A 21,671-nucleotide genomic window follows, 5' to 3' on the forward strand; every position below is an offset into this window, starting at 1 on the left:
CGAGCTTCGTCTCCCAAAAGCTAGGTGAGTTTGACCGACTTTTGCAAGAGACCTAATCTACTCGTACAAGTAAACTGTACTTTGCTAGGTCACTTCACTATCTAAAAATAGTTTTTACCTATTCGCGAACTATGTTTAACCTGCTCTTAATCCTGTCCAACGTCTGGAGTGTTAAAGATCAAGGCGTAGGCAGAAAATGAGAGTGAGTTCATGTCCATTCGACGCCCCGATATTGTTCTTTTAGTCCTCGATACTCAGCGGAGCGATCGCCTTTCGTGCTACGGGTATGCCAAAGAAACCTCTCCCAATTTAGATGCGTTTGCTGCCAGCGCAACTCTATTTAGAAATGCAGTTTCGGCAGCGCAATGGACAGTTCCTTCCCACGCTTCTATGTTTACGGGATTATATCCTTCAGCACATCAGGTCTTGCAATCATATTCAGTATTGCCCAGTAACATTACAACTTTGGCAAAACGGTTGAGCGCTAATGGTTATTACACTGCTGGATTTTGCAACAATCCGCTGGTGGGGGTGATCAACAATGGCTTGCGGCGAGGATTCTATAGCTTTTTGAACTACAGTGGCTTACTCACCTCACGACCCAATCAAGCCGGATTTTCGCCACAACTGCTTGACCGTTACCGTCAGTCGTTTAAGCGGTTGCTAGCTGGAGCCTTAAACTGGGTGCAAGATTCCTTTGCGCGCTCGGAATTGCTGCTGGCATTTTCGTTTACACCCTTGATGGTGCCCCTGTGGCAAACGGCACTCAGCTTCAAGGGCAATACCTTAAAATCACTAGATGATGCAGCGCAATTACTGATTGATCGTCGGGGAATAGGTAACGAGCAGCCAATTTTTACATTTATTAATCTTATGGGTACTCACATGCCTTACCATCCTCCACGCTTGTATGTTGAGCGGTTTGCGCCCCACGTACTGCAAGACAAAGCAGCGCAGCATTACTTGCAACGATTTAATGGCGATATTTATGGCTGGTTAGCTCCCTTAGCCGATGCATTAGATGAGCGGCAGAAAATGACATTAGATGGGATGTATGATGCTGAAGTTGCCTATCAGGATCACCAAATTGGCGTGTTTTTGCAGAAGTTGCAGGAAAATGGTGTACTGAATAATACGTTGATGATTATCTGCTCCGACCATGGAGAACATTTAGGCGAAAAACACTTTGTTGGACATTCGATTTCGCTCTACAATGAACTCGTGCAAGTGCCCTTGATTATCCGCGATCCCACGGGTGCATTCCCTGTGGGAGCAATTCGTGAAGATGTCGTTTCAACCCGCTGTTTATTCCATACTGTATTGGCGGCTGCAGGAGTGGCAAGTGAAATAGAAGAACCACTGTCGTTAGCGCATTCCTCTGCGAGTAGCGATCGCCAAGTGTTTGCCGAAGCCATTCCTCCACAAAATGTTGTGAATCTACTCTACAAACGTCAACCAGAATTAGTGCTGTCCTATGCTTGCGATCAACCTAGACGTGCGGTGTGGATTGGCAATCACAAGTTGATTGAAACAGGAGGCGACCGCCTGGAATTGTATGATGTGCGCAATGACCCGCAAGAAAGTTTGAATCTCACAGACATCTTTCCTGAAAACGTTGAGTTTTTGCAGGAATGTTTGCAACTATTTGCTGCGAATAGAGAAGCAATTGCCACCTCTGAACGCGCTCATAGTTACAACGATTCAGAATTGCAAAGAAGATTGCGTAATTTAGGCTATTTAGAAGATTAATCTTCATTTATTTAGTTTATTCATGCTCTATGTACCCCCCTGTTGACCCCATCATTGTCCAAATCGGACCTTTAGCCTTACGGTGGTATGGACTATTGATAGTAGTCGCTATTATCGTCGGAGTTACAGTTGCCAGTCGCGAAGTGGAAAGGCGCGGACAAAAAAGCGATGATTTTTGGGACATGACGATCTGGGTTTTGATTCCAGCATTTATTGGTGCCCGCTTATATTACGTGTTCGTGCAGTCACCGCGTGGGGAGAATGGGTTGGGTAGCTTTTTGCAAAATCCAGTGATGATTCTGCAAATTTGGCAGGGTGGTATTCACATTTTTGGAGCATTTATTTTCGGAGCGATTGCTCTTTGGATATATACTCGCATCAAACGCTTACCCCTGCTTATCTTTATGGATGCGATCGCATTAAGCCTACCTCTAGCACAAGCGATTGGTCGTTGGGGTAATTTCATCAATCAAGAACTGTACGGACCGCCCACTAACTTACCATGGGGATTACACATCGATCCGAATCATCGTATTGGTCCTTATCAAGACTTAACTACCTATCCAGAGACAACTCGTTTTCATCCCTTATTTCTGTATGAGTCGTTGTGGAATTTTGTTGGCTTCGGACTGATTTTTTGGATTTCTCGCCGCTTTAGTAGGCAGTTACGTGATGGTGACATTACGCTGCTGTACTTAATTTGGTATCCTACTGGGCGATTCTTTATCGAGTTCTTGAGAACCGATTCCTGGTTTTTTACAGGGACTCCGTTTAATGTGGTGCATATTTTGTGTTTTATTGCGGTTGTAGGTTCCGCAATCATCCTTTACCGTCGTCATGGCTCTGGACAAAGTTCCTATTCAGGCACATCATAATCAATTGCACGCAGTCCACATTTAGTTTCAAGCGCATGTCACCTAGATCTTCGCCCCGCCTGCTGATCGTTGGATTAGATTGCATGGAGCCATCTTTGGTGTTTGAGCAATGGCGCGATAATCTTCCCAATTTCTCACGTTTAATGGCACAGGGCAGTTACGGACGGTTAGAGAGCAGCATTCCTGCCATTACCGTGCCTGCTTGGAGTTGCATGATGAGTGGACGCGACCCTGGTGAATTGGGCATTTATGGCTTTCGCAATCGCTCCAGTCGAGGATATCAAAAAATGGCGATCGCCGATGGTCGTGCTGTTAAGGTTCCCCGTCTGTGGGATCTGCTGGGCGACGCAGGCTGGAAGGTAGCAGTCATCAGCGTTCCAGGAACTTCACCCCCCTATCCGGTCAAGGGACAATTAGTATCCTGCTTTCTGACGCCTAATCGCAGCGTGCCTCATACCTATCCTCCTGAATTAGCAAACCAAATTAGCCAATGGATGCCTGACTTTATACTTGACGTACCTGACTTTCGATCTGATGAGAAAGACCGCATTCTGCAAGATATTTATACTCTGTGCGACCAGCGGTTCACCCTGGCAACCAAACTATTAAAACAAGAAGCACCAGATTTTTTGATGGTCGTGGATATGGGTGTTGATCGCATTCACCATTGTTTCTGGAAGTCAATGGATTCAAGTCATCCCCAATATAAGCCTAACTCGCCCTATAAAAATGCTATTCGTGACTATTACGTTTATGTTGATCGGCATGTGGGTGAATTACTGAAGATTTGTGGCAATCAAACCGCAATCCTCATTGTATCGGATCATGGAGCGCGTCCGTTGATCGGAGGTATTTGCCTGAATGAATGGTTGATAGCCGAAGGATATCTTGTCTTGAAAGAAGCACCTGATGTTCCTACTTCCTTAGACGAGGTTGAAGTTGATTGGAGCCGCACCAAAGCTTGGGGAGCAGGAGGATACTACGGTCGTGTCTTTTTAAATGTGCAGGGACGAGAACCACAAGGCGTAATTCCCCTGGCAGACTATGAGCAGGAGCGATCGCATCTTGCCAAAAAGCTAGCTGCTATCACTGCTCCTGACGGGCAACCTCTCAATACTCGTGCGTTTAAGCCTCAACAGATTTATCAAAAAGTGCGAGGAATTGCTCCTGATTTAATCGTCTACTTTGACGAGTTAGCTTGGCGCTCGGTAGGTACTGTGGGCAGCAACTCACTCTATACCTCTAAGAACGATACCGGACCTGATGACGCCAACCATGCTCAATACGGACTAATGATTTTCTACGACTCTCAACAACCTGCGCAGGGAAAAGTTATTGACAATGCTCAGATTTATGACATCTTGCCTACGCTACTGCATCGCTATCAGCTCGTACCACCACCCAACCTCCGAGGCAAGGTGTTGCCAATTTGAAGCTATTCTCGCAGGCTAACAACTCAAACTAACAGGCAAAGAGCTTCTCTAACCTTGTGTCCGATGCATCAGCCGTTGTCGCCAAAATGGCAGAAGAAGCGCTCTGCTGCCATGATGTCTTAACCTGGCAGCTACTTGACTCAGTTACTGTCTTCTAGCTTCTTGCAAGCACTACGGCTTTAATAAGCGCGAATTGCTAAGGTGCCAAATACAGCAGGAACTGGTTATTGGTTACTATATAGCAACTAGCCGTCATTACCTATCACCTGACGTAAAAATATGCGCTCATTGCACTGTTGATGCCCCTAGAGGGCATTGCAAATCTTCTGGAAAACTTATGTGATAAATGATTGAGAGTCAAATTGTGTTAAGTTTATCAAATAATGAGGATACAGCTGTTGAGTTTAGCAGGGCTGTTGATTTTAGCCCCAGGGATAATATTTGGGTGCGCTGCGGAGCAAACTCCAGGTGAACCTCAAGCGCAAGTGCAATCACCAACTCAGTCGCCATCACCGCAGCAACCAGTAGGAACACTCCAAGTTCGCGCGAATGGTGAAGAAAGAGCTAGAGAAGGCTTAGTCAGTAAAGATGGGTGGAGAATAACATTTGATAATGTGTACGCTACCATAGCAAACGTTACTGCATATCAAAGTCAACCACCGTTTAATCCGGAACAAGGAGGAGAGATTCAAGCGCAAGAGAAAGTCGTCGTGCTTGACCAAGCGACAACTGTAGATTTGGCGCAACCTGGTAGTGACGGTCAAGATTCAGTTTTAGTCGCAGAAGCATCGAATGTACCTATTGGTCAATATAATGCACTCTCGTGGCAAATGACTCCGGCGACCGAAGGTCCGGCGCAAGGTCAAACTATAGTGATGAGTGGTACAGCCGAGAAAGCAGGGCAAACAGTTAACTTTGTCTTAAATATAGATAGAGAATTTGAATATATTTGTGGAGAGTACGTTGGTGATGCACGTAAAGGAATCGTTCAAGCAGGTGGAAGTGCTGATTTAGAAGCAACCTTTCACTTAGACCACTTATTTGGGGATGGCGAAGCTAATCCAGACGATTCGATTAACCAGGGTGCATTGGGTTTTGATCCTATAGCGGCTTTAGCGCAAAATGGTAAGGCGCAAGTCAATATGGCGCAGTTGCAGTCACAATCTCCACAAGTTTACCAGCAACTACAAGAAATTTTGCCATCGCTTGGACACGTTGGCGAAGGTCATTGCCGAGAAGCTAAAACTCAGACTACCGGCTAACGTCTGTATCAATACCAATCAGGGAGAGTGTTTTCTCCCTCGTTACTGATTCATAAGTTAATTACTTTAGCAACTATTGATATAAGTTCGATAAATCTAGATTATGAATTTTAAGTGGAAAATAATCATTCCTTTTGCTTTTCTTTCTGTTTTTGGCTCATCAGCTAGCGCGATCGCACACGGTGTGCGAATGCAAGCACGAGAAACGCAAGCAATTGAGGTAAATGCAGAATATGACACAGGCGAACCAATGGCACAAGCCCAAGTGACAGTTTACGCGCCTAACGATCCTGCGACTCCTTGGTTAGAAGGTACAACCGACAAAAATGGAAACTTCATATTTACACCAGACTCCTCGCAGCCTGGCAATTGGTCAGTCCAAGTACGCCAAGCAGGTCATGGCAGTATTGTCAATATTCCTGTAGAAGGTAATCAAGCGCCAACTGAAGGAAACGGTACAGCAGTACCAGCAACGAATACTCCGCGTATCGCAAGTAGTGAATCGGCTAACTTTACTCCCTTGCAACTCATCTTAATGGGAGCCGCTGGCGTCTGGGGATTCATTGGTACAGCATTATTTTTTATGCGCGGTAATAAAAGCAATTCTGAACTGCGACGTTCGGAGTCACAGAATGGGTAAGAGGTAGTCGTTGATAGTTACTATTTTTAGTTATGAATTACAGCCCCAGTCAACAGAGTTAGGGCATTATAGAAGCTCATAATCATTTCCCTGAGGAAGTTTAACGCTGACCCCCACTATTACCAGTTACCAGCCTTTAAGTTATTATCTACTGTCTCCCCAATTATGCATATTCCTGACGGTATCCTTCCCGCTGCGATTATTGTTGCAGGCTACGCAACGACTGGCGGGGTAACGTGGTACTCACTGCGTCAAATTAAACGCGATCGCAACCCCCAAGAAAATATTCCGAAAGCATCGTTACTTACAGCAGCGTTTTTTGTTGCTTCTTGGGTTCATATTCCCGTACCGCCAGCGAGCGTTCATTTAATTCTCAATGGATTGATGGGGACTATTCTGGGATACTATGCTTTCCCGGCAATTCTTATTGGTTTATTTTTTCAAGCGGTGATGTTTCAGCATGGAGGTTTATCAACGCTGGGAGTTAATGCAAGTATGTTTGGTATTCCAGCAATTTTGGCTTATCACTTGTTTCAGCTACGTTACAAATTTGGTAAAAATAACCGCGTGTGGACAGGGATATTTGCTTTTTTAGCTGGCGCGGGTGGTTTGGGGCTTTCAGTCGTGTTATTTTTCTTTTTAGTAATTACGAATATTCCGGCAAATATTGATGCAGCAATAGAACGCAATGCAATTTATGGACTTGTACTTGCACATATCCCATTGATGCTGATTGAGGGCGCGTTTACTGCAGCAGTAGCTTTATTTCTGATGCGAGTTAAGCCGGAATTACTAGAAAGTCGATGAAACACGGATTAGATACCTATGCTTATCTGAAGTCTCCAATTCACCGTTGGGAACCTCGCTGCAAGCTTGTCGCGCTTTTAGCTTTGATTTTTGCTTTTGCTTTTGTACAGCAGTTAATTTTGTTACCACCAATGGCAATAGTGACGTTGGTTTACTACAGTGTTTCACGTTTACCAGTTGCTTTTTTGCTGAAGCGGTTGCGTTACCCTGGTTTTTTTTTGGCAGCGATCGCCATTCTCCTACCCTTCAGTGTTGGTAATACTGTTATTTGGCAGCTCGGTTTTTTAGCACTGCGACAAGAGGGATTAGTAGCGTTAATATTGGTTTTTACTAGATTTTTGTGTATTTTAACTATTGGTTTGATTTTATTTGGCACTGCACCATTTCTAACAAGTATTAAAGCAATGCGATCGCTTGGACTACCATCAGTGTTAGCTGATATGACGCTGTTGTCTTACCGCTACATCGAACAGTTTGGCGAAGATTTAACCAGAATGCAGACAGCAATGCGGTTGCGGGGATTTCGTGCCAACAAATTGAGTCAGCGTAACTTAACGGTTTTGGCATCGCTTGCTGGCAGCTTATTGGTGCGTAGTTACGAACAGTCTCAGCAAGTTTATCAAGCAATGATTTTACGCGGATATGGTTACGTGACTCAACGTCGCCGCCAACAGTTCAAAACTCATGCAAGCGATTGGATTGCACTAATGGTAACTTGTGTTGTTGCGTTAGGGTTTGTCGTGGCAGAAATGAGTTTAACAAACGCATGAAGCAGCAATATTCCGAATCAGTGACAGCAGCGATCGCAATTCAAAATCTCACCTTTTCTTATTCACAGTTGAGTGTCTTACAAAATATTAGTGTGACTATCCGCACCGGCGAAAGAGTCGGTTTAATAGGACCTAACGGTTCTGGTAAAACTACATTATTTCTATTAACTTGTGGTGTATTAAAACCTACAGCCGGAAAAATTTTTCTATTTGATAAACCAATTACTGTGGGAGAGTTTCGTCCTGAAATTGGTTTAGTGTTTCAAAATCCTAATGACCAGTTGTTTTTACCTTCAGTTCGAGATGATATTGCGTTTGGTCCAGAAAATATGGGTTTGTCTGCAACTGAGGTAGAAGAGTGCGTACAAGAGGCTATATTCTTAACTGGCATACAGAATTTAGTTGAGCGAGTTCCCCACAATCTCTCTGGTGGTGAGAAGTGCATGGTGGCTATTGCGGGAGTTATCGCGATGCGCCCTCAACTAGTTCTATATGATGAGCCTTCTGCTAACCTAGATATGCGTTCTCGCCGTCGTTTGATTCAGTTTCTCCAAGAATCACAGCAAACGATGATGATCTCTTCGCATGACTTGGAACTGATTTTAGAAGTGTGCGATCGCGTACTTCTTCTCGATCAAGGTCAAATTATTGCTGATGGTAACCCTCGCGATGTTATGGGCGATCAGCCGTTAATGGAAGCACACGGCTTGGAAAAGCCTTTTTCGCTCACGACGCATTAGCAATTTTCCTGCTAATCCTGGCTACTACAGACAAATGTATCTGTATCCTACACGGATGAACTGTTCTGTTGTCCATTCGTCACTATTAGCTTTGGCTCGTTGGCTGACATTGACAGGAAGAACATACCCCCAGCTTTGGCTGAGGTTGATTAGCTGTTTTGTTGTCCAGTCTTGGTTATTGTTTACTTTGTTGTTTCTCATATCAGTTTTCTTCATTGGTGTAACTTTATATTTCCAATATAGAAAACTGTTACATAAAATACAAAAACTAATTTGCATATTTGCTATGAACAGCTTCGATGGATTAAGCTGAAGTACGAATAAATTCGCTGTTACGTAAATAAAGTCCATAGAGGTAGACTTACTTGTAAAAATCTTGTTTTAGTGTACGAAGATACACTTTAGCTTGGTAGCTCCAACTCCAGTCGAAGGCGTCTACTATTTAGCTTATAGTTGCTAAAGATGCTGATATTTAATGAATGTTACGCGACCCTAAACTGATAGTGCTGCTGCTTGCTGGTTCATTGACAACAATGACAGGAGGAGTTGTCGCACCTGTTTTGCCAGAAATTATCGAACACCTACAACTAGATACTGGATTAGCAGCTAACTTAGTCAGCGTGCATAACTTGACGATCGCACTATTTAGTCCACCATTAGGTATTTTGGCAGATCGCATTGGACGATTAAAGGTTTTAGTGCCTGCACTCGTTCTTTACGCGCTGTTCGGTGTCGCGGGTGCATTTATGGATGATTTTTGGTCATTACTACTCTTACGTGCCTTATTAGGTGCAGCAAGTGGCGGTATTGCGGCAGCAAGTCTTGGTTTACTAGGAAGTATGTATGAAGGACAAGCGCGATCGCAAGCTTTAGGATTGGCAACAAGTACCCTGACACTTACAGGTATTACCGATCCTTTGCTGGGTGGCTGGGTAGGTGCAAGTCGATGGCAAAATGCATTTTATCTCTACGGGGTGGGGCTTGCGATCGCATTCTTAGCTGCTACCATTCTTAAAGAACAACCACGAAAAACAAAATCGCAAGCAACTCAACCGGAAAAGCTAAGACAAGTCTTATTACAACGCCACACATTAAAAATATTGATTGCCCTCAGTTTAACTTCCGTAGCAATGTATGCAGTTGTGATCTATGCTCCTTTGTACCTGAATGCGACGATTAATGCAGATACACTTCTTAATGGCGTCGTTTTAGCATCGCGGGCAATTGGCGCTGGGATAATATCAGCTTTTGGTGCAAGTAAACTAGCAAGACGTTTGGGGTCTTCACGCGCGATCGCATTAGGCTTTGGGCTAATGGCAGTTACTTTAATCGCGATTCCACTACTTCATCAAGTGAGTTGGATTGTCGTCAGCGCTATTATGTTTGGTGTCGGCTTTGGAATTGTGCTACCAAATCTTTATAATGCTTTAGCTAATCTTGCACCAGAGCAACTACGCGCTAGTGTACTGGCAATTGGTACAGGAATGGGCTTTTTAGGGCAATTTCTCTCACCGATTTTACTGGCACCAGTCCTCAACTATGCTGGTATAGAAGCAGTATTTTACGCCGCCGCTGCAATTGCGATCGCCACAGGACTTATTTTACTAGCACCGCAGCAATAGACAGTGTTTACAACATTTGTCTAATCTTTTTAAGTTTTTGTTGGCGATCGGGGCTACAAAGAGCAACTATCACACTTGATAAAACATAGGGTATTGCAAATATATTACCCAAATAAGTCCGCCAAACACTCCAAGAAAATATCGCTCTTGTCGTGGGAGATATATGCCAAAAACGATTGACTGAGCATACCATTTCGTTTCCTAAAGCAGTAACTTCATGCCACCAACCTGCTGGAATATAAAGAAGTTCCCCTTGATTGAGAATAACTTCATGTTTGTGTTGTAATGCTGTTTTTAACTTAGGGAATGATTCAAAGTCAGGATTTTCAGGATATACTTGGCTAAACCAAGAACGTAATTTTAAGCCATGCCTTAGATGAATTGAAAGAGGAAATGGGTAAAGATTATATATCTGTGATGGTGGAAAAAGCACAATTTTTTTAGCACCGTGCATTTGCACTAAAGTGCCATCAACAGCATCGAAGTGTAAGCATTCAATGTGACCTCCTGGACTTATCCAAATATTAAAGTCACTTATTGCTTTGTGTAAACCCAGACGTTCTGCTGCACTGTTTAAAACATTTTCGGAATCGAGTGTTGTGTTTTTAATGGAACATTTAGCCAAGTAGATGTCGTGTTCGTGTGCTTGGCGATCGCGCAGTAATTCTGCATACTTATTAAACTCCATCTTTTTTCCTTCAACACCGCTGCCGATATTTTTCCAATGGCGTTTATCATACTGATATCTTGTTTTACCGTAATATCTTAAGAGAAACTCTTGTTCGCCTAAGTTTTGACATAAATACTCTAAATTCCAGTCGCCATTTTTGAGTAATCCTGTAACAATAACTGGTTTACCTAATTTTTGATATTGCTCAAAAAAACTTTCTGCTGTTAAATCAGAGGCATCGACTCTTGCTACTTGATTTTTTTGTACAGAGTTAGAAAAATTAGATTCTGTTAAACTATTCATAAGACTTGATACATATTTTATCCCATTTCTCACTCATTCTGATGACAGATCCACGCTCCAACCCATAGGTTTAAAACTACGGCTATGGTTTAATTACGAACTCCCCATTACCTCCTACTACAAATCAATCTTCTTTTCCACCGATAAACCCATCAAAAAATTTCTATCCTCACTAATATGAGGAAACTTTAACTGAGAATCAGGAATTCCTTTTTGTAACTGGCGTTGACGAATGGTAGCAAAGCTTCCAGGAGCTAGAATTTGCAATTGTGGAGCAGGGATTGTGTCTTTACGACTAATTTCGTAGTGAGTATTGACTTCTTTTAGTTTATAGTCAAAACATCTTAGAAAAGCTTGCGGATCGTCTAATTTGTAACTCTGCGATAACTCAATATTTACTAGATAACGCGCTGGGAAATCATTTTCAGACAAGGTAATGCAGAAATCTTCTAATGGCAAACTAAACTCTTGCTGGAGGGCTTGCATCACTTGTGTGGCATGAAACTCAGTTGTTTTTTCAGTCGTTGAAGAAACAAATCCGCCGCGACGATGGAGAAAAACAATTAATGGGGCTGTATTATAAAAGCCGACAACTTCGACAACATCACCAATATCGTAACGGTAAAAGCCACTGTAGTTCGTAATCAAAATACGGTAGCGATCGCCTACTCTTACTTCAGTTGCTAAGAGGGTATTGGGATGTTCTGCTTCCCACTGATCTTCTGGTATAAATTCAAAGAAACAACTTTCAATTGCTAAAATACTGCCATCTTGATTAACATCAGGGTAAATGCTAAATATACCTTCAGCCGATGAATAAACAGCACCAAATATCGGAGTATCTTCAAAATAAGTGGGAAATCGTTGAAAATAAAAATCTGACGTTCCCCCCCTTGCAGTAGCTACGAAAGATAAATTTTGCCATGCAAGTTTAGGCGTCAGTCGTCCTTGTGAGTGTAATATTTCGTGTAATTGTGTCGCCCGTTTGGGAGATGCGATCGCCATTTTTTCTAACTGATTACGTATTTCAGGTTCAATTTCTAACCAAGGCGCGATCGTTCCTTTTTCTAGATCTTGAATCAAGTCTTCAGCATAACGCTCTAAGTAATTGCAAGTACGTAGAATTAGCATCGGAAAATTCGCAATCATTCCCCGCATCGTTGGTTCTCGTAAAGCAAATAATAAACACACATAATGTCTCGCTAGGCTATCACCGAGTTGAAGCGTTTCGTAAGGATGCGCGAAAAATTGCCGATAAAGTCGCTTATCCATCCGTAAAACACCCGCGCTTGATGGTCCATAATCGATATTGCCAGCCGTACGTCCCCATTTTTGTACCGAGTTCGTTACCAAGAGTTTGCCGAATTGGCGATTTTGTCTTGCAAGTGCTTCACTCAAAAAGCCGATACTTGTTAATGTTGCTTGACGAACAATGTTTTGCGATCGCCTGGTTGTCGGAATCAGTTTTTTCTTACCTGTCGATCCGCTGGTGAGTGTCAGGTAAACCACTCGATCGGGAGTTAAAATATTCGATTCACCTTGCGCAATTCGCTCAGTGAGGGGTTCATAACTGCTGTAAGGTAAAATTGGAACTTGTGCGCGAAATTGGTCAATTGTCTTGATTTGTGCAACTTTGTACTGTTTTCCTAACTCTGTATCGCGCTGTACAAGCAGCAAATCGCGTAAAAACTGCGCTTGTATAGCATCTGTAACATGAGTTTTTTTAACAAAGTTTGCCTTGACACGTCGAGCAAAAGCGGTCAAAAGTGAAGGTAAAATTGCCATTTGTATATTGAACTGTACTTTTTGGCGACAAAGGAGCGCAAGTAAGATTGCAGGACTAGAAGGATACTGATTTATAGCAGGAATTGCCTAAAATAGTCTCAAATTTAACGAGAACTTAAATTTAATTAGAAGCGGTGTTAGGAGGCGTGATGTTTGCTTTACACAGCGTATTAATTGGAGTTATCTGTTTTGTTGTTGCATTTGTCTTAGCAAGTTTAGTGGAATACTGGCTACATCGATTGATGCACGTTTCGCAGCGAATTGGCGAACGTCACCGCGATCATCACCGTCGCAATGAAGGACAAGGCGTCATCTGGGAATTTCGCGATTATGTGCGTGGTAGCTTTGTTGTGATGATTGCTGTATTTTTCCTTTCTTTAGAAGCCGGAATCGGTTGGTTTCTAGGAGGATTAATCTATGCTGCATTCTCAGCTTATGCACATCAACTACAGCACGAAAATCCGACAAAGTGCTTTTGGATGAAAATGCCGGTTCACTATGTCCATCATAAGTATGGTATGTGGCATCACAATTTTGGTTTAGCTGTCGATTGGTGGGATCGCGTTTTTGGAACGTACAAGCCCGTTGAATGGCTGACTGAAGAAGAATTATCGCAACCGAAACGCGGTTATTTACAGCTGCGGTGGTGGTAATTACATTGACAGAAGTTATATCTAGCCCTCTCCTTAATAATACGCTCTGCCCCGCGATAAGATGGTCATGATTTGAATTCACAGGTGCACTCGCTCAGTAATGTATAAGTCATCTGTACGACAGCGGCAGCCGAATGAAACATCTATTCTGAAGTTGTCACTATATGTGTCTTGCGTAACAGCAGGAATTGGCGTTGTATTTGGACTCATTAGTGAATCTAATGCCATCATTCTCGATGGAATTGCTTCAGCCATTAGTTTGATTTCCACCTGGTTGAGTGTGATTGCTTCTCGATTGGTGTTGAAACCGGAAAATGAAAGATTTCAGTTTGGATACCGACACATTGAGCCATTAGTCAATTTTGTTCGCAGTCTGATCGTCATTGCGGTCAGTTTATATGCTGTCTTGACAGCTGTGGTGCAAATCAGGCAAGGAGGTCGCTCAATTACTGATGGCTGGGTTTTAGCTTATGCTCTCATAACCCTCCTGGTTTCCGCATTGATTTATACGTATCAAATGCGCTATGTGGCTCGAACCGGAGCAACGAGTATTCGACTGGAAGCTCAGGAGTGGTGGATCGACTGTTTATCTAGCTTAGGCATCTTGGCGGGTTATGGAGTTGCCTTGTGGTTAGAGCAACGTGGGTTAATTCGCATTGCAGCGCTGATCGATCCAATTCTGGTGTTCTTGATCGTGGCAATTACGCTACCTTTTCCTGTTAAGACTCTACATCAAAACTTGCTCGACATTCTGCTGATTGCTCCTGACGAAGAAATTCAAGAGAACATTTGCAGTACTGTCGCAAAAGTCGGCTCCCAATACGGCTTTGAGCGCTTTCGCCTACATACATCTCAGTATGGTAATTCACTGGATGTAGAAGTCAATATCATTGTCGATGACTCGTTTATCATTCCTGGAGTTTCTTACCTCGATCGAATCCGTCAAGACATCTGGGAAGGGCTGAATATGCCATCATACCGTCTTTGGTTAGTTGTGTGTTTTGTTGGAGACGAGCGATGGGCATGATAATGAGAATGCTGTTAACTACAAAAAAGGTCTAATCAATAAAGAATTTGTTATTTTTGTTGGCTGTAAAGACTTGGGGTGGTATTGTTCCTACAACACATTGGCAATTTTCTCCAAGATAGGGGCATACGCTGTGAAATATTTCCAAGAAGCAAAAGCTCACTTTGTTGCCAGCCACCAGCACCCGATTAATCAGTTTCTTCATCACTTGACGAATATAGTCGCGATCGCCGCCGTTGTCTTTTTGTTCTACGATTGGCGACTCACCATCGTCTGCTTAGTTTTAACCCAAGTTTTTGCTTTGAGTGGTCATGCTTTTTTTGAAAAAAATGAACCTGCATTTGTCAAGTACCCAGGGATAGCAATTTTAGCTTCAATGCAGTGGTCATTCGAGAATTGGTTCGGCGTGCGCCAAATTTTACAGCACTTTCAGCAAAAAGCTCTGAGCGATTAGTAAAAAAACTATTGACTTAAAGGATAATTTATGTATCAAGGTTTACCCGTAATTGATGCAGATGCCCATAAGCTTGAAAATCCGCTGGTAATGCGCGATTATATCGAGCCAGAGTATCGCGATCGCATCGGTTTAGTCATTGATAGCTTAGGCGATCAACGCGCCAGAATTATCGACTTTAACCCTGCAACCGGAAAAAACGATTTAATGCGGATGTTTCCCCAACCGCAGGGGATGGGTAAGGGTGGTTTTCGCAATTTACATCCTGATACGACATTAGGCGCAATGTTTAATCGCGTCCGTATCGAACATATGGATCGCGAAGGCATTGATGTTCATGTCATTTATGGGACATTAAATTTAATATTTTCGAGCATTCTTGATAAAGACTTGGCGATCGCGTTGTGTCGTGCTTACAACACCTACATGGCAGACGACTGTCGTGGCTACGATAACCGCTTGAAACCCATCGGCGTGATTCCGTTACAAGATGTTGACGCCGCAGTTGCAGAGATGCATCGTTGCGTAAACGAACTAGGGATGATTAGCGTCGCGGTTGCGCCTAATATGCCAATTCCGCACCCAAAAGCACCGGAAGCGTTTCCCGAAATCCGCAGTTGCAAAACAATAAGCCATCCAGACTTTCGCCCGATTCTTCAAGCGGCGGTTGATTTAAATATTGGTTTGGGAATTCACGGCGGACCAGGTTCCTACATGGTAGGCGGCATTTCAGATTATACCGAGACTTTTGTCCTCACGCATATTTTCGTACAACGCAACCAACAACAGCTAGCATTAGCGCGGATGGTATTTGACGGTGCATTCGAGCAATTTCCTACCTTGCGCGTTGGGTTTTTAGAGGGTGGTTGCGGTTGGGTTCCCGATTTAGCTCATGCATTCCACGAACATTGGGAAAAGCGCATTCGTGACTTTGATCCGAAACATCCTTATCGCCCATCACTGATGGAATTTACGAAGTTGATGATTCAAGAACGCGGAACGCACAATAACGTTAACTTGATTAGTCAAGCGAAAAACCTGTTCGATTTATTGTGGAATAAGCAACACGATCCGACAGAGATTGAGGATGCTAGTTTGTACGAACATTATGATTTACGCCACCGCGATCCCTTAGAATACTTTGAACGCGGACAAATTTTCACTTCATTTGAATCCGACGATCCAGGTCCTGCGTATCTACACATTGCAATGGGTGAAACTGGTAAACACCTTACTTGCTTCTCCGGCGATTATGGTCATTGGGATGGCGTTTTACAAAATTGCGTCCATGATGCCGCGACAGTAGCCGATTACGATCGCGACCACTTGAGGTTACTTTTAGGTGGCAATGCCTTGGCATTATACGGCGATCGCTTGCGCCAATCCTTACCAAATCATCTCCTCACACAAACCGCACTAACCTAAAATTCAGTACGGGCAAGGCATTGCCTTTGCCCCTCCCCCTGCACTCCCGCCCCCCTATACCCCTAAACGAATGCGTGTACTACTTTTATATCCGCTTTTCCCCAAATCTTTCTGGTCATTTGATCGCGCACTAGAATTAATTGGGCGTAAAGTCTCCCTACCCCCATTGGGGATGATTACCGTAGCAGCTATTTTGCCTCAAACGTGGGAATTTCGCCTCGTAGATCGCAATGTCCGCGAAGAAACCGAAGCAGATTGGGCTTGGGCAGATTTAGTGATTATTTCTGGCATGATTGTCCAAAAACCCGATATGCTGCATCTGATTGGTGAGGCAAAGCGACGGGGTAAATTGGTAGCAGTGGGGGGTCCTTATGTGACTTCTGTCCCAGACGCAGCGCAGGAAGCAGGGGCAGATTTTCTCGTTTTAGACGAAGGCGAAATTACTCTACCACTTCTGGTTGCTGCACTTGAACAGGGTGAAACGTCAGGAATTTTTACTGCCAAAGGCAATAAACCTGATGTTACAACTACACCAATTCCCAGGTTCGATCTCCTCGATCTCAACGCCTATAACGAGATGTCCGTGCAATTTTCGCGGGGCTGTCCTTTTCAGTGCGAATTTTGCGACATTATTGTGCTGTATGGGCGCAAACCTCGTACCAAAACACCAGCACAACTGATTGCTGAGTTACAGACACTTTACGATTTAGGTTGGCGGCGTTCAGTTTTTATGGTCGATGACAATTTCATTGGTAACAAGCGCAATGTCAAGCTGTTGCTGCGCGAACTTGGTCCTTGGATGGCAAACCACAATTATCCGTTTCGCCTCGCGACTGAAGCATCGGTAGACTTAGCCCAAGATGATGAATTGTTAGCGCTGATGGTTGCGGCGAACTTTACGGCGGTATTTCTAGGAATTGAAACGCCAGATACTGATAGTCTGGCGCTAACTCACAAGTTTCAAAATACACGCAATTCGCTGATCGAATCGGTGCGGAAAATAAATCAAGCAGGCTTGAGTGTCATGGCAGGTTTTATTTTGGGATTTGATGATGAAAAATCTGGCGCAGGCGATCGCATTATCGATTTTGTCGAAGCAACCGCAATTCCCAAAGCGATGTTTGGGCTATTACAAGCCTTGCCAAATACTGCACTATGGCAACGACTACATAAAGAAGGGCGACTTTTAGAGGCGAAGCAAGAAACTGAAGGTCATCAAATGACTCTTACTAATTTTGTTCCAACACGTCCTTTACCAGAGTTAGCCCGCGAGTATGTTAGTTGCTTCTGGGAACTGTATGAACCGCGTCGCTATCTATCAAGAGTGTACCGTCACTTTATGGCAATGAAGCCAGCCCCGCACAAAGCACCGTTTCGGATGTTGGAATTTGTCGAGATGCGAGCAGTATTTATTATCTGCTGGCGACAGGGAATTAAACGTAATACTCGATTTCAGTTTTGGAAACAGCTATTTGGAATCATGCGGCACAATCCAGGTGTCTTTGTTCCTTATTTAAGTAATTGCGCGCTAATTGAACACTTTATTCAGTATCGGCAAATCGTTCGTGACGAAATTGAAGCACAATTAGCTACGTTGCTGGAAGAAGAATCAAGGGAAGATATGGTAGAAAAAACCTATGCTGTATCGCCAAAATAAATTGATCGCGCGCCTAGCAACTAAAGTCGCGGCTTGACAAACAAAGTCCTCCTTCGTGGACTAATACAGTTACGCTTTAATGTCGGTTTAATTTCCCTTATTACGCCAAACTGATATCACTTTTACTATAGTAATAGAACTGTCTTTCCCTGACCCCTACAATAATTCATGGTTTCAGTTGCTCGCAAAAATCTCCTAGAAGATCTGCCGCGCTTTCTTGTAGCCCAAGCGGGAATTATGTTTGCAGTGAGTCTGGTGACGATTCAGACGGGAATTTTTAATGGCTTTACGCGCTCGACTACCCAAATTATGGAGCATTCGCAAGCTGATATTTGGGTGACATCCGAAAGTATTGTGCATCTGGAACTATCTTTACCTATCCCTGCGAGCAAAGTTAATGACGCACAGAAAGTTGTTGGTGTCGCCAACGCTGAACCTTTGATGCTTAGAGGTGCAATTTGGCGTAATTCGTTGCAAGAGATTGTTTTAGTGCGAATTATTGGCTTTAATCCCAACGGGCAATTGTTTACACCCCAAAATGTTACTCAAGGAAATATCACTGCTCTAGCACAGCCATACACTGTTATGGTAGATGGAACAAATTTAACGACACTCAATGTAAGTGACGTTGGGGAAGTTGAGGAGATTGCGACTTTACCTGCAAGAGTTGTTGGTGTCACTCAGGGAAATCGTTCTATTATTTCTAATCCGTTCGTATTTACTTCTTTAGAGAACGCTAACGCCTACGCTAACTCCGGTCAAAGTGCTACTCTGTCTTGCAAATTGCAAGCAGGTTCATCAGATATTCAATGTACTAATGTCTACACACAGCCCGATCCTGAGACAACCGCCGCGCCTAAACCACTAGCAGCATCTGACTTGATTACCCATGTATTAATTCAAGCACAGCCAGGAGAAAATTTACAAGTACTTAAGCAAAGAATAGAAACGGCATTACCTAATACACGTGCTTTTACTCAGGCAGAACTTATTAGACACAATCAACAATTTTGGCAGCAGCGGACAGGAATTGGTTTTATTTTAGGTCTTAGTACAGTGGTAGGTGTGATTGTTGGAGTTGTTGTTGTTGGGCAAATTCTTTATTCTTCAGTTACAGATCATTTAAAAGAATTTGGTACGCTCAAGGCAATGGGTGCTTCTGATTGGAAAATCTATAGCGTGATTGTTGAGCAATCCTTGTGGATGGCAATTTTAGGTTATATACCAAGTATGATTCTATGCTACGGCGTGGGAGCTTGGACGATGGCAACACAGGGAATTATGATTTTGATTACGCCGATGAGTGCGATCGCAATTTTTGGTGTCACTGTATTGATGTGCGTCGGTTCTGCTGCATTTGCGATTCAAAAAGTAACTCGCGTCGATCCGGCGATCGTCTTTAAAGCATAATCGAAGCAATTAGTGACCGCGGAAGGCGGTGAACGCAGGCACGGCACCGGAGTTTAACTCCGGTGTATCGTTCACTAGCGAATTACAGCTATCCACTAGCCACTCAAAACACTACTTTTCGTCTTCGTAATACATCGGTGGCTCAACTGCAAAGTTGTCTAGCCTACCTGACTCATCAACAACATAGCCATCGGTAGTCGGTAATCCTGTTCCTTCTTCTTGTTCTGCCAAGACTTCAACTTGATGGACACTTTCTTCTGTGTCTGTGTTAGATGGGATGACAGCATCTGGAGGATTAACGTCAATGGTTTGTGCCATTTGTACGCCGTAGTGATTGTCTCCCGGTGCGCCTCTCCCTGGTTCAGCTTCACGAGGATCTTCCGGCAATACTTGCTCTGGTTCGTTAATCATAATAGTTTACTCTCTGCTTCAAACTTGAGAAAGAGCAATCAATAGTCAACTGCTCAGCTTCTTTGAAAATAGCCCACTATGTATCAGGAGTATCTCTTTCGTAGGAATTAAATTAGCGTAGATTCAACACCAAAGCGATTTGCTATTGGCGTTTAGCTAGATGCCAATTGCAAAGCTTAAGCGTCGTTTCCAGGTAACAAGGCTTTTAAAACGGTAGCAACTCCTAATGTTGCAGCCGCTACAGCGCCCCACTTAATTGGTGGATTCTTATCAAGCCAGTCGCTGAAACTTGGTATCGTGAGGTTGCTGAAGTCTCCCTCTACTCGGTCGTAGCCTTCAATCGGTTCAAATACGTTGTGTGGTGCATCTTCTGATTTTGGTTCGTTGGTACGTTGTCCAGGAAAACCAATGATCAGCAATAACGCATCAAATAATTGTGGCGAAACTTTTTGTAGCAAATCAACAACTTTGCCGACATCTCCTACGATAAAATCGCGTGTGGGATGCTCAGCAGTATACACAATAGCATCCGCAACTAGGCTGGGTTGATAGTAGGGTGGTACTCCTGTTGGTTTTACACCTAATTTCGTGCGGACTTTGTTGTAGTAAGGTGTATTAATCACCGAAGGCATAATGTTTGTGATGCTGATCGGAATACCTTCGTGCATTAATTCAACACGTAGAGATTCTAAAAGTCCTTCTACCCCATGTTTTGAGGCAGAATAAGGGCTTTGTAGTGGAATCGCGCGTCTTGCTTCTACTGAAGAAATGCTAATGAATGCGCCACGCCCTTCGCGTTTGAGGTGCGGTAGTGCAGCCATCGCGCCGTACGCTTGTCCAGTGAGGTTAACATCAATAACGCGCTTAAATTCTTCTGGCGTAATTTTTTCAAAAGGCGCGAGTACTCCTGTCGCAGCCGCATGAACCCAGGTGTCTAGTCTACCGTAAACTTGTACGGTTTTATCTGCGATCGCTTTTACCTGCTCAAAATCACTTACATCCGCAAGAACATAGATCGCGTCGCCGCCCATGCGTTGAATTTCTTCGACAAGGGACCGCAATCCTGATTCACTTCTTGCTGCAACGACAACCTTCGCCCCACGCTTAGCAAACTGTAACGCTGTCTCTCTGCCAATTCCACTCGAAGCGCCCACAATTGCAACAACTTGTTGATTTATTGATTTAAGCTGAGTCACTTTTACTCCTAAAATTTTTGCACCCTCGTAGCTTTCCTAAGCCAGAAAGCTTTATGAACTTTTATTAATTAAATTAGAAAAATTTTAAGGAGATAGACATCAGCCATAAGATTGACAAATAGAAAAGTCTATGCGGAAAGAAAAATATAACATAGCATCGAGATGTTACTTCTCATCTGTAAGTTTTGCGCGATACTTGCGTTTGAGAAGTTTTCCCCAACGGCGATCGTAAGGATGAACTTGCGTTGTCAACTTGTCATCTTGAAAGACCGAACGTCCTTCATTCACCCATTGAAAAATACTACCCTCAAGGTTGTATACGTGCTTGTAACCAGCCTCAGCTAACTTTGTCGCGATTTTTGCGCTACGATAGCCTACTGAGCAATAAACGACAATTGGTGTCTCGCGTGATTCAGGTAAAGCAGATAGGTCAGGTTGCTGGGGATCGATGTGTCGCGCTTGTTGCAGATGACTCAGTTGATATTCCGCTGCATTGCGGGTGTCGAGTAAAACAGGTTGTGGCTGTTGAGAATTTTGCCATTGTGCCAATTGTTGGGTAGTCAACGGTTGAACTGTGGGAAACTTACGTTTGATCAAACGTTTCAAAATCGCAAAAGCAAGCGATCGCCAATTCAACAACCCGACAACTCCCAAAAACATGACTATTAAGCCCCAAATAATCTTGCTATCCAACTCAATCGTCATAACCGCTAATCATAATGTGCGATCACGCTGCACTTAGATTATTACGAAAAGTTTAATATTAGGCGAGTGAATGGTTC

General features: G+C 43.5%; 21 protein-coding genes. 15 read left to right on the plus strand and 6 right to left on the minus strand.

Features of this window, described 5'->3' with window-relative positions; genetic code table 11:
• Positions 1–210 precede the first annotated feature (210 nt).
• The 8 genes from NIES1031_RS13980 to NIES1031_RS14015 all read left to right on the plus strand — a co-directional run bounded on the left by NIES1031_RS13980 (position 211) and on the right by NIES1031_RS14015 (position 8,276).
• A complete protein-coding gene (locus tag NIES1031_RS13980) occupies positions 211–1,749 on the plus strand; it encodes a sulfatase (RefSeq protein ID WP_073550100.1) in 1,539 nt (512 codons plus the stop codon).
• A 29-nt stretch (positions 1,750–1,778) separates the two neighbouring features.
• Complete coding sequence (lgt, locus tag NIES1031_RS13985; RefSeq protein WP_073550102.1) at positions 1,779–2,624, plus strand: prolipoprotein diacylglyceryl transferase; 846 nt, start codon at positions 1,779–1,781, stop codon at positions 2,622–2,624.
• A gap of 35 nt (positions 2,625–2,659) precedes the next feature.
• Positions 2,660–4,057: an alkaline phosphatase family protein gene (locus NIES1031_RS13990; RefSeq protein WP_073550104.1), complete on the plus strand. Its 1,398-nt coding sequence runs from the start codon at positions 2,660–2,662 to the stop codon at positions 4,055–4,057.
• Between the two features lie 383 nt (positions 4,058–4,440).
• Positions 4,441–5,319 carry a DUF4382 domain-containing protein gene (locus NIES1031_RS13995; protein WP_073550106.1) on the plus strand — a complete coding sequence of 293 codons (879 nt, stop codon included), beginning with the start codon at positions 4,441–4,443 and terminating at the stop codon, positions 5,317–5,319.
• 103 nt (positions 5,320–5,422) lie between these two features.
• A complete protein-coding gene (locus NIES1031_RS14000) occupies positions 5,423–5,959 on the plus strand; it encodes a carboxypeptidase-like regulatory domain-containing protein (protein WP_073550108.1) in 537 nt (178 codons plus the stop codon).
• A 165-nt stretch (positions 5,960–6,124) separates the two neighbouring features.
• Complete coding sequence (gene cbiM, locus NIES1031_RS14005) at positions 6,125–6,766, plus strand: cobalt transporter CbiM (protein ID WP_073550110.1); 642 nt, start codon at positions 6,125–6,127, stop codon at positions 6,764–6,766.
• Positions 6,763–7,536: a cobalt ECF transporter T component CbiQ gene (gene cbiQ / locus NIES1031_RS14010; protein WP_073550112.1), complete on the plus strand. Its 774-nt coding sequence runs from the start codon at positions 6,763–6,765 to the stop codon at positions 7,534–7,536. Before cbiM ends, cbiQ begins: the two co-directional genes overlap by 4 nt.
• Positions 7,533–8,276 carry an energy-coupling factor ABC transporter ATP-binding protein gene (locus NIES1031_RS14015; RefSeq protein ID WP_073550114.1) on the plus strand — a complete coding sequence of 248 codons (744 nt, stop codon included), beginning with the start codon at positions 7,533–7,535 and terminating at the stop codon, positions 8,274–8,276. The genes cbiQ and NIES1031_RS14015 overlap by 4 nt, the downstream gene beginning before the upstream one ends.
• Positions 8,277–8,300: 24 nt before the next feature.
• Here the strand turns inward: NIES1031_RS14015 and NIES1031_RS24415 are convergent, their stop codons facing one another.
• Positions 8,301–8,477: a hypothetical protein gene (locus NIES1031_RS24415; RefSeq protein ID WP_178378141.1), complete on the minus strand. Its 177-nt coding sequence runs from the start codon at positions 8,475–8,477 to the stop codon at positions 8,301–8,303.
• 278 nt (positions 8,478–8,755) lie between these two features.
• Between NIES1031_RS24415 and NIES1031_RS14025 the strand changes: the two genes are divergently transcribed.
• Complete coding sequence (locus NIES1031_RS14025; RefSeq protein WP_073550118.1) at positions 8,756–9,898, plus strand: MFS transporter; 1,143 nt, start codon at positions 8,756–8,758, stop codon at positions 9,896–9,898.
• Between the two features lie 7 nt (positions 9,899–9,905).
• On the opposite strand, the gene NIES1031_RS14030 is transcribed toward NIES1031_RS14025, so the two are convergent.
• Both NIES1031_RS14030 and NIES1031_RS14035 read right to left on the minus strand, forming a co-directional pair.
• Positions 9,906–10,871, minus strand: coding sequence for a cupin-like domain-containing protein (locus NIES1031_RS14030; protein ID WP_073550120.1), 966 nt, complete (start codon positions 10,869–10,871; stop codon positions 9,906–9,908).
• A 117-nt stretch (positions 10,872–10,988) separates the two neighbouring features.
• On the minus strand, positions 10,989–12,656 hold the full coding sequence (locus NIES1031_RS14035; RefSeq protein WP_073550122.1) for a GH3 auxin-responsive promoter family protein: 1,668 nt from the start codon (positions 12,654–12,656) through the stop codon (positions 10,989–10,991).
• A gap of 149 nt (positions 12,657–12,805) precedes the next feature.
• Here NIES1031_RS14035 and NIES1031_RS14040 point away from each other — a divergent pair, with 149 nt between their 5' ends.
• From NIES1031_RS14040 to NIES1031_RS14065, 6 genes are all read left to right on the plus strand, one after another.
• Positions 12,806–13,309: a sterol desaturase family protein gene (locus NIES1031_RS14040; RefSeq protein ID WP_073550124.1), complete on the plus strand. Its 504-nt coding sequence runs from the start codon at positions 12,806–12,808 to the stop codon at positions 13,307–13,309.
• Between the two features lie 100 nt (positions 13,310–13,409).
• Positions 13,410–14,336: a cation diffusion facilitator family transporter gene (locus tag NIES1031_RS14045; RefSeq protein WP_073550126.1), complete on the plus strand. Its 927-nt coding sequence runs from the start codon at positions 13,410–13,412 to the stop codon at positions 14,334–14,336.
• A 133-nt stretch (positions 14,337–14,469) separates the two neighbouring features.
• Positions 14,470–14,790, plus strand: coding sequence for an Mpo1-like protein (locus NIES1031_RS14050; protein WP_073550304.1), 321 nt, complete (start codon positions 14,470–14,472; stop codon positions 14,788–14,790).
• Positions 14,791–14,820: 30 nt separating this feature from the next.
• On the plus strand, positions 14,821–16,215 hold the full coding sequence (locus tag NIES1031_RS14055; protein WP_073550128.1) for an amidohydrolase family protein: 1,395 nt from the start codon (positions 14,821–14,823) through the stop codon (positions 16,213–16,215).
• Positions 16,216–16,285: 70 nt separating this feature from the next.
• The gene (locus NIES1031_RS14060) at positions 16,286–17,872 is read left to right on the plus strand and encodes a B12-binding domain-containing radical SAM protein (protein ID WP_073550130.1); all 1,587 of its coding nucleotides are present in this window, start codon (positions 16,286–16,288) and stop codon (positions 17,870–17,872) included.
• Between the two features lie 168 nt (positions 17,873–18,040).
• Positions 18,041–19,282, plus strand: a complete 1,242-nt coding sequence (locus tag NIES1031_RS14065; protein ID WP_073550132.1) for an FtsX-like permease family protein — start codon at positions 18,041–18,043, stop codon at positions 19,280–19,282.
• Positions 19,283–19,393: 111 nt separating this feature from the next.
• Here NIES1031_RS14065 and NIES1031_RS14070 read toward each other — a convergent pair whose 3' ends face one another.
• From NIES1031_RS14070 to NIES1031_RS14080, 3 genes are all read right to left on the minus strand, one after another.
• On the minus strand, positions 19,394–19,693 hold the full coding sequence (locus NIES1031_RS14070; protein WP_073550134.1) for a hypothetical protein: 300 nt from the start codon (positions 19,691–19,693) through the stop codon (positions 19,394–19,396).
• Between the two features lie 176 nt (positions 19,694–19,869).
• Positions 19,870–20,889 (minus strand): SDR family oxidoreductase, encoded by a 1,020-nt coding sequence (locus tag NIES1031_RS14075; RefSeq protein WP_073550136.1) that lies wholly within the window; start codon positions 20,887–20,889, stop codon positions 19,870–19,872.
• A gap of 165 nt (positions 20,890–21,054) precedes the next feature.
• Positions 21,055–21,594, minus strand: coding sequence for a rhodanese-like domain-containing protein (locus NIES1031_RS14080; RefSeq protein ID WP_084544357.1), 540 nt, complete (start codon positions 21,592–21,594; stop codon positions 21,055–21,057).
• Positions 21,595–21,671 lie beyond the last annotated feature (77 nt).

The sequence above is a fragment of the Chroogloeocystis siderophila 5.2 s.c.1 genome (assembly GCF_001904655.1).
Taxonomy (GTDB): domain Bacteria; phylum Cyanobacteriota; class Cyanobacteriia; order Cyanobacteriales; family Chroococcidiopsidaceae; genus Chroogloeocystis; species Chroogloeocystis siderophila.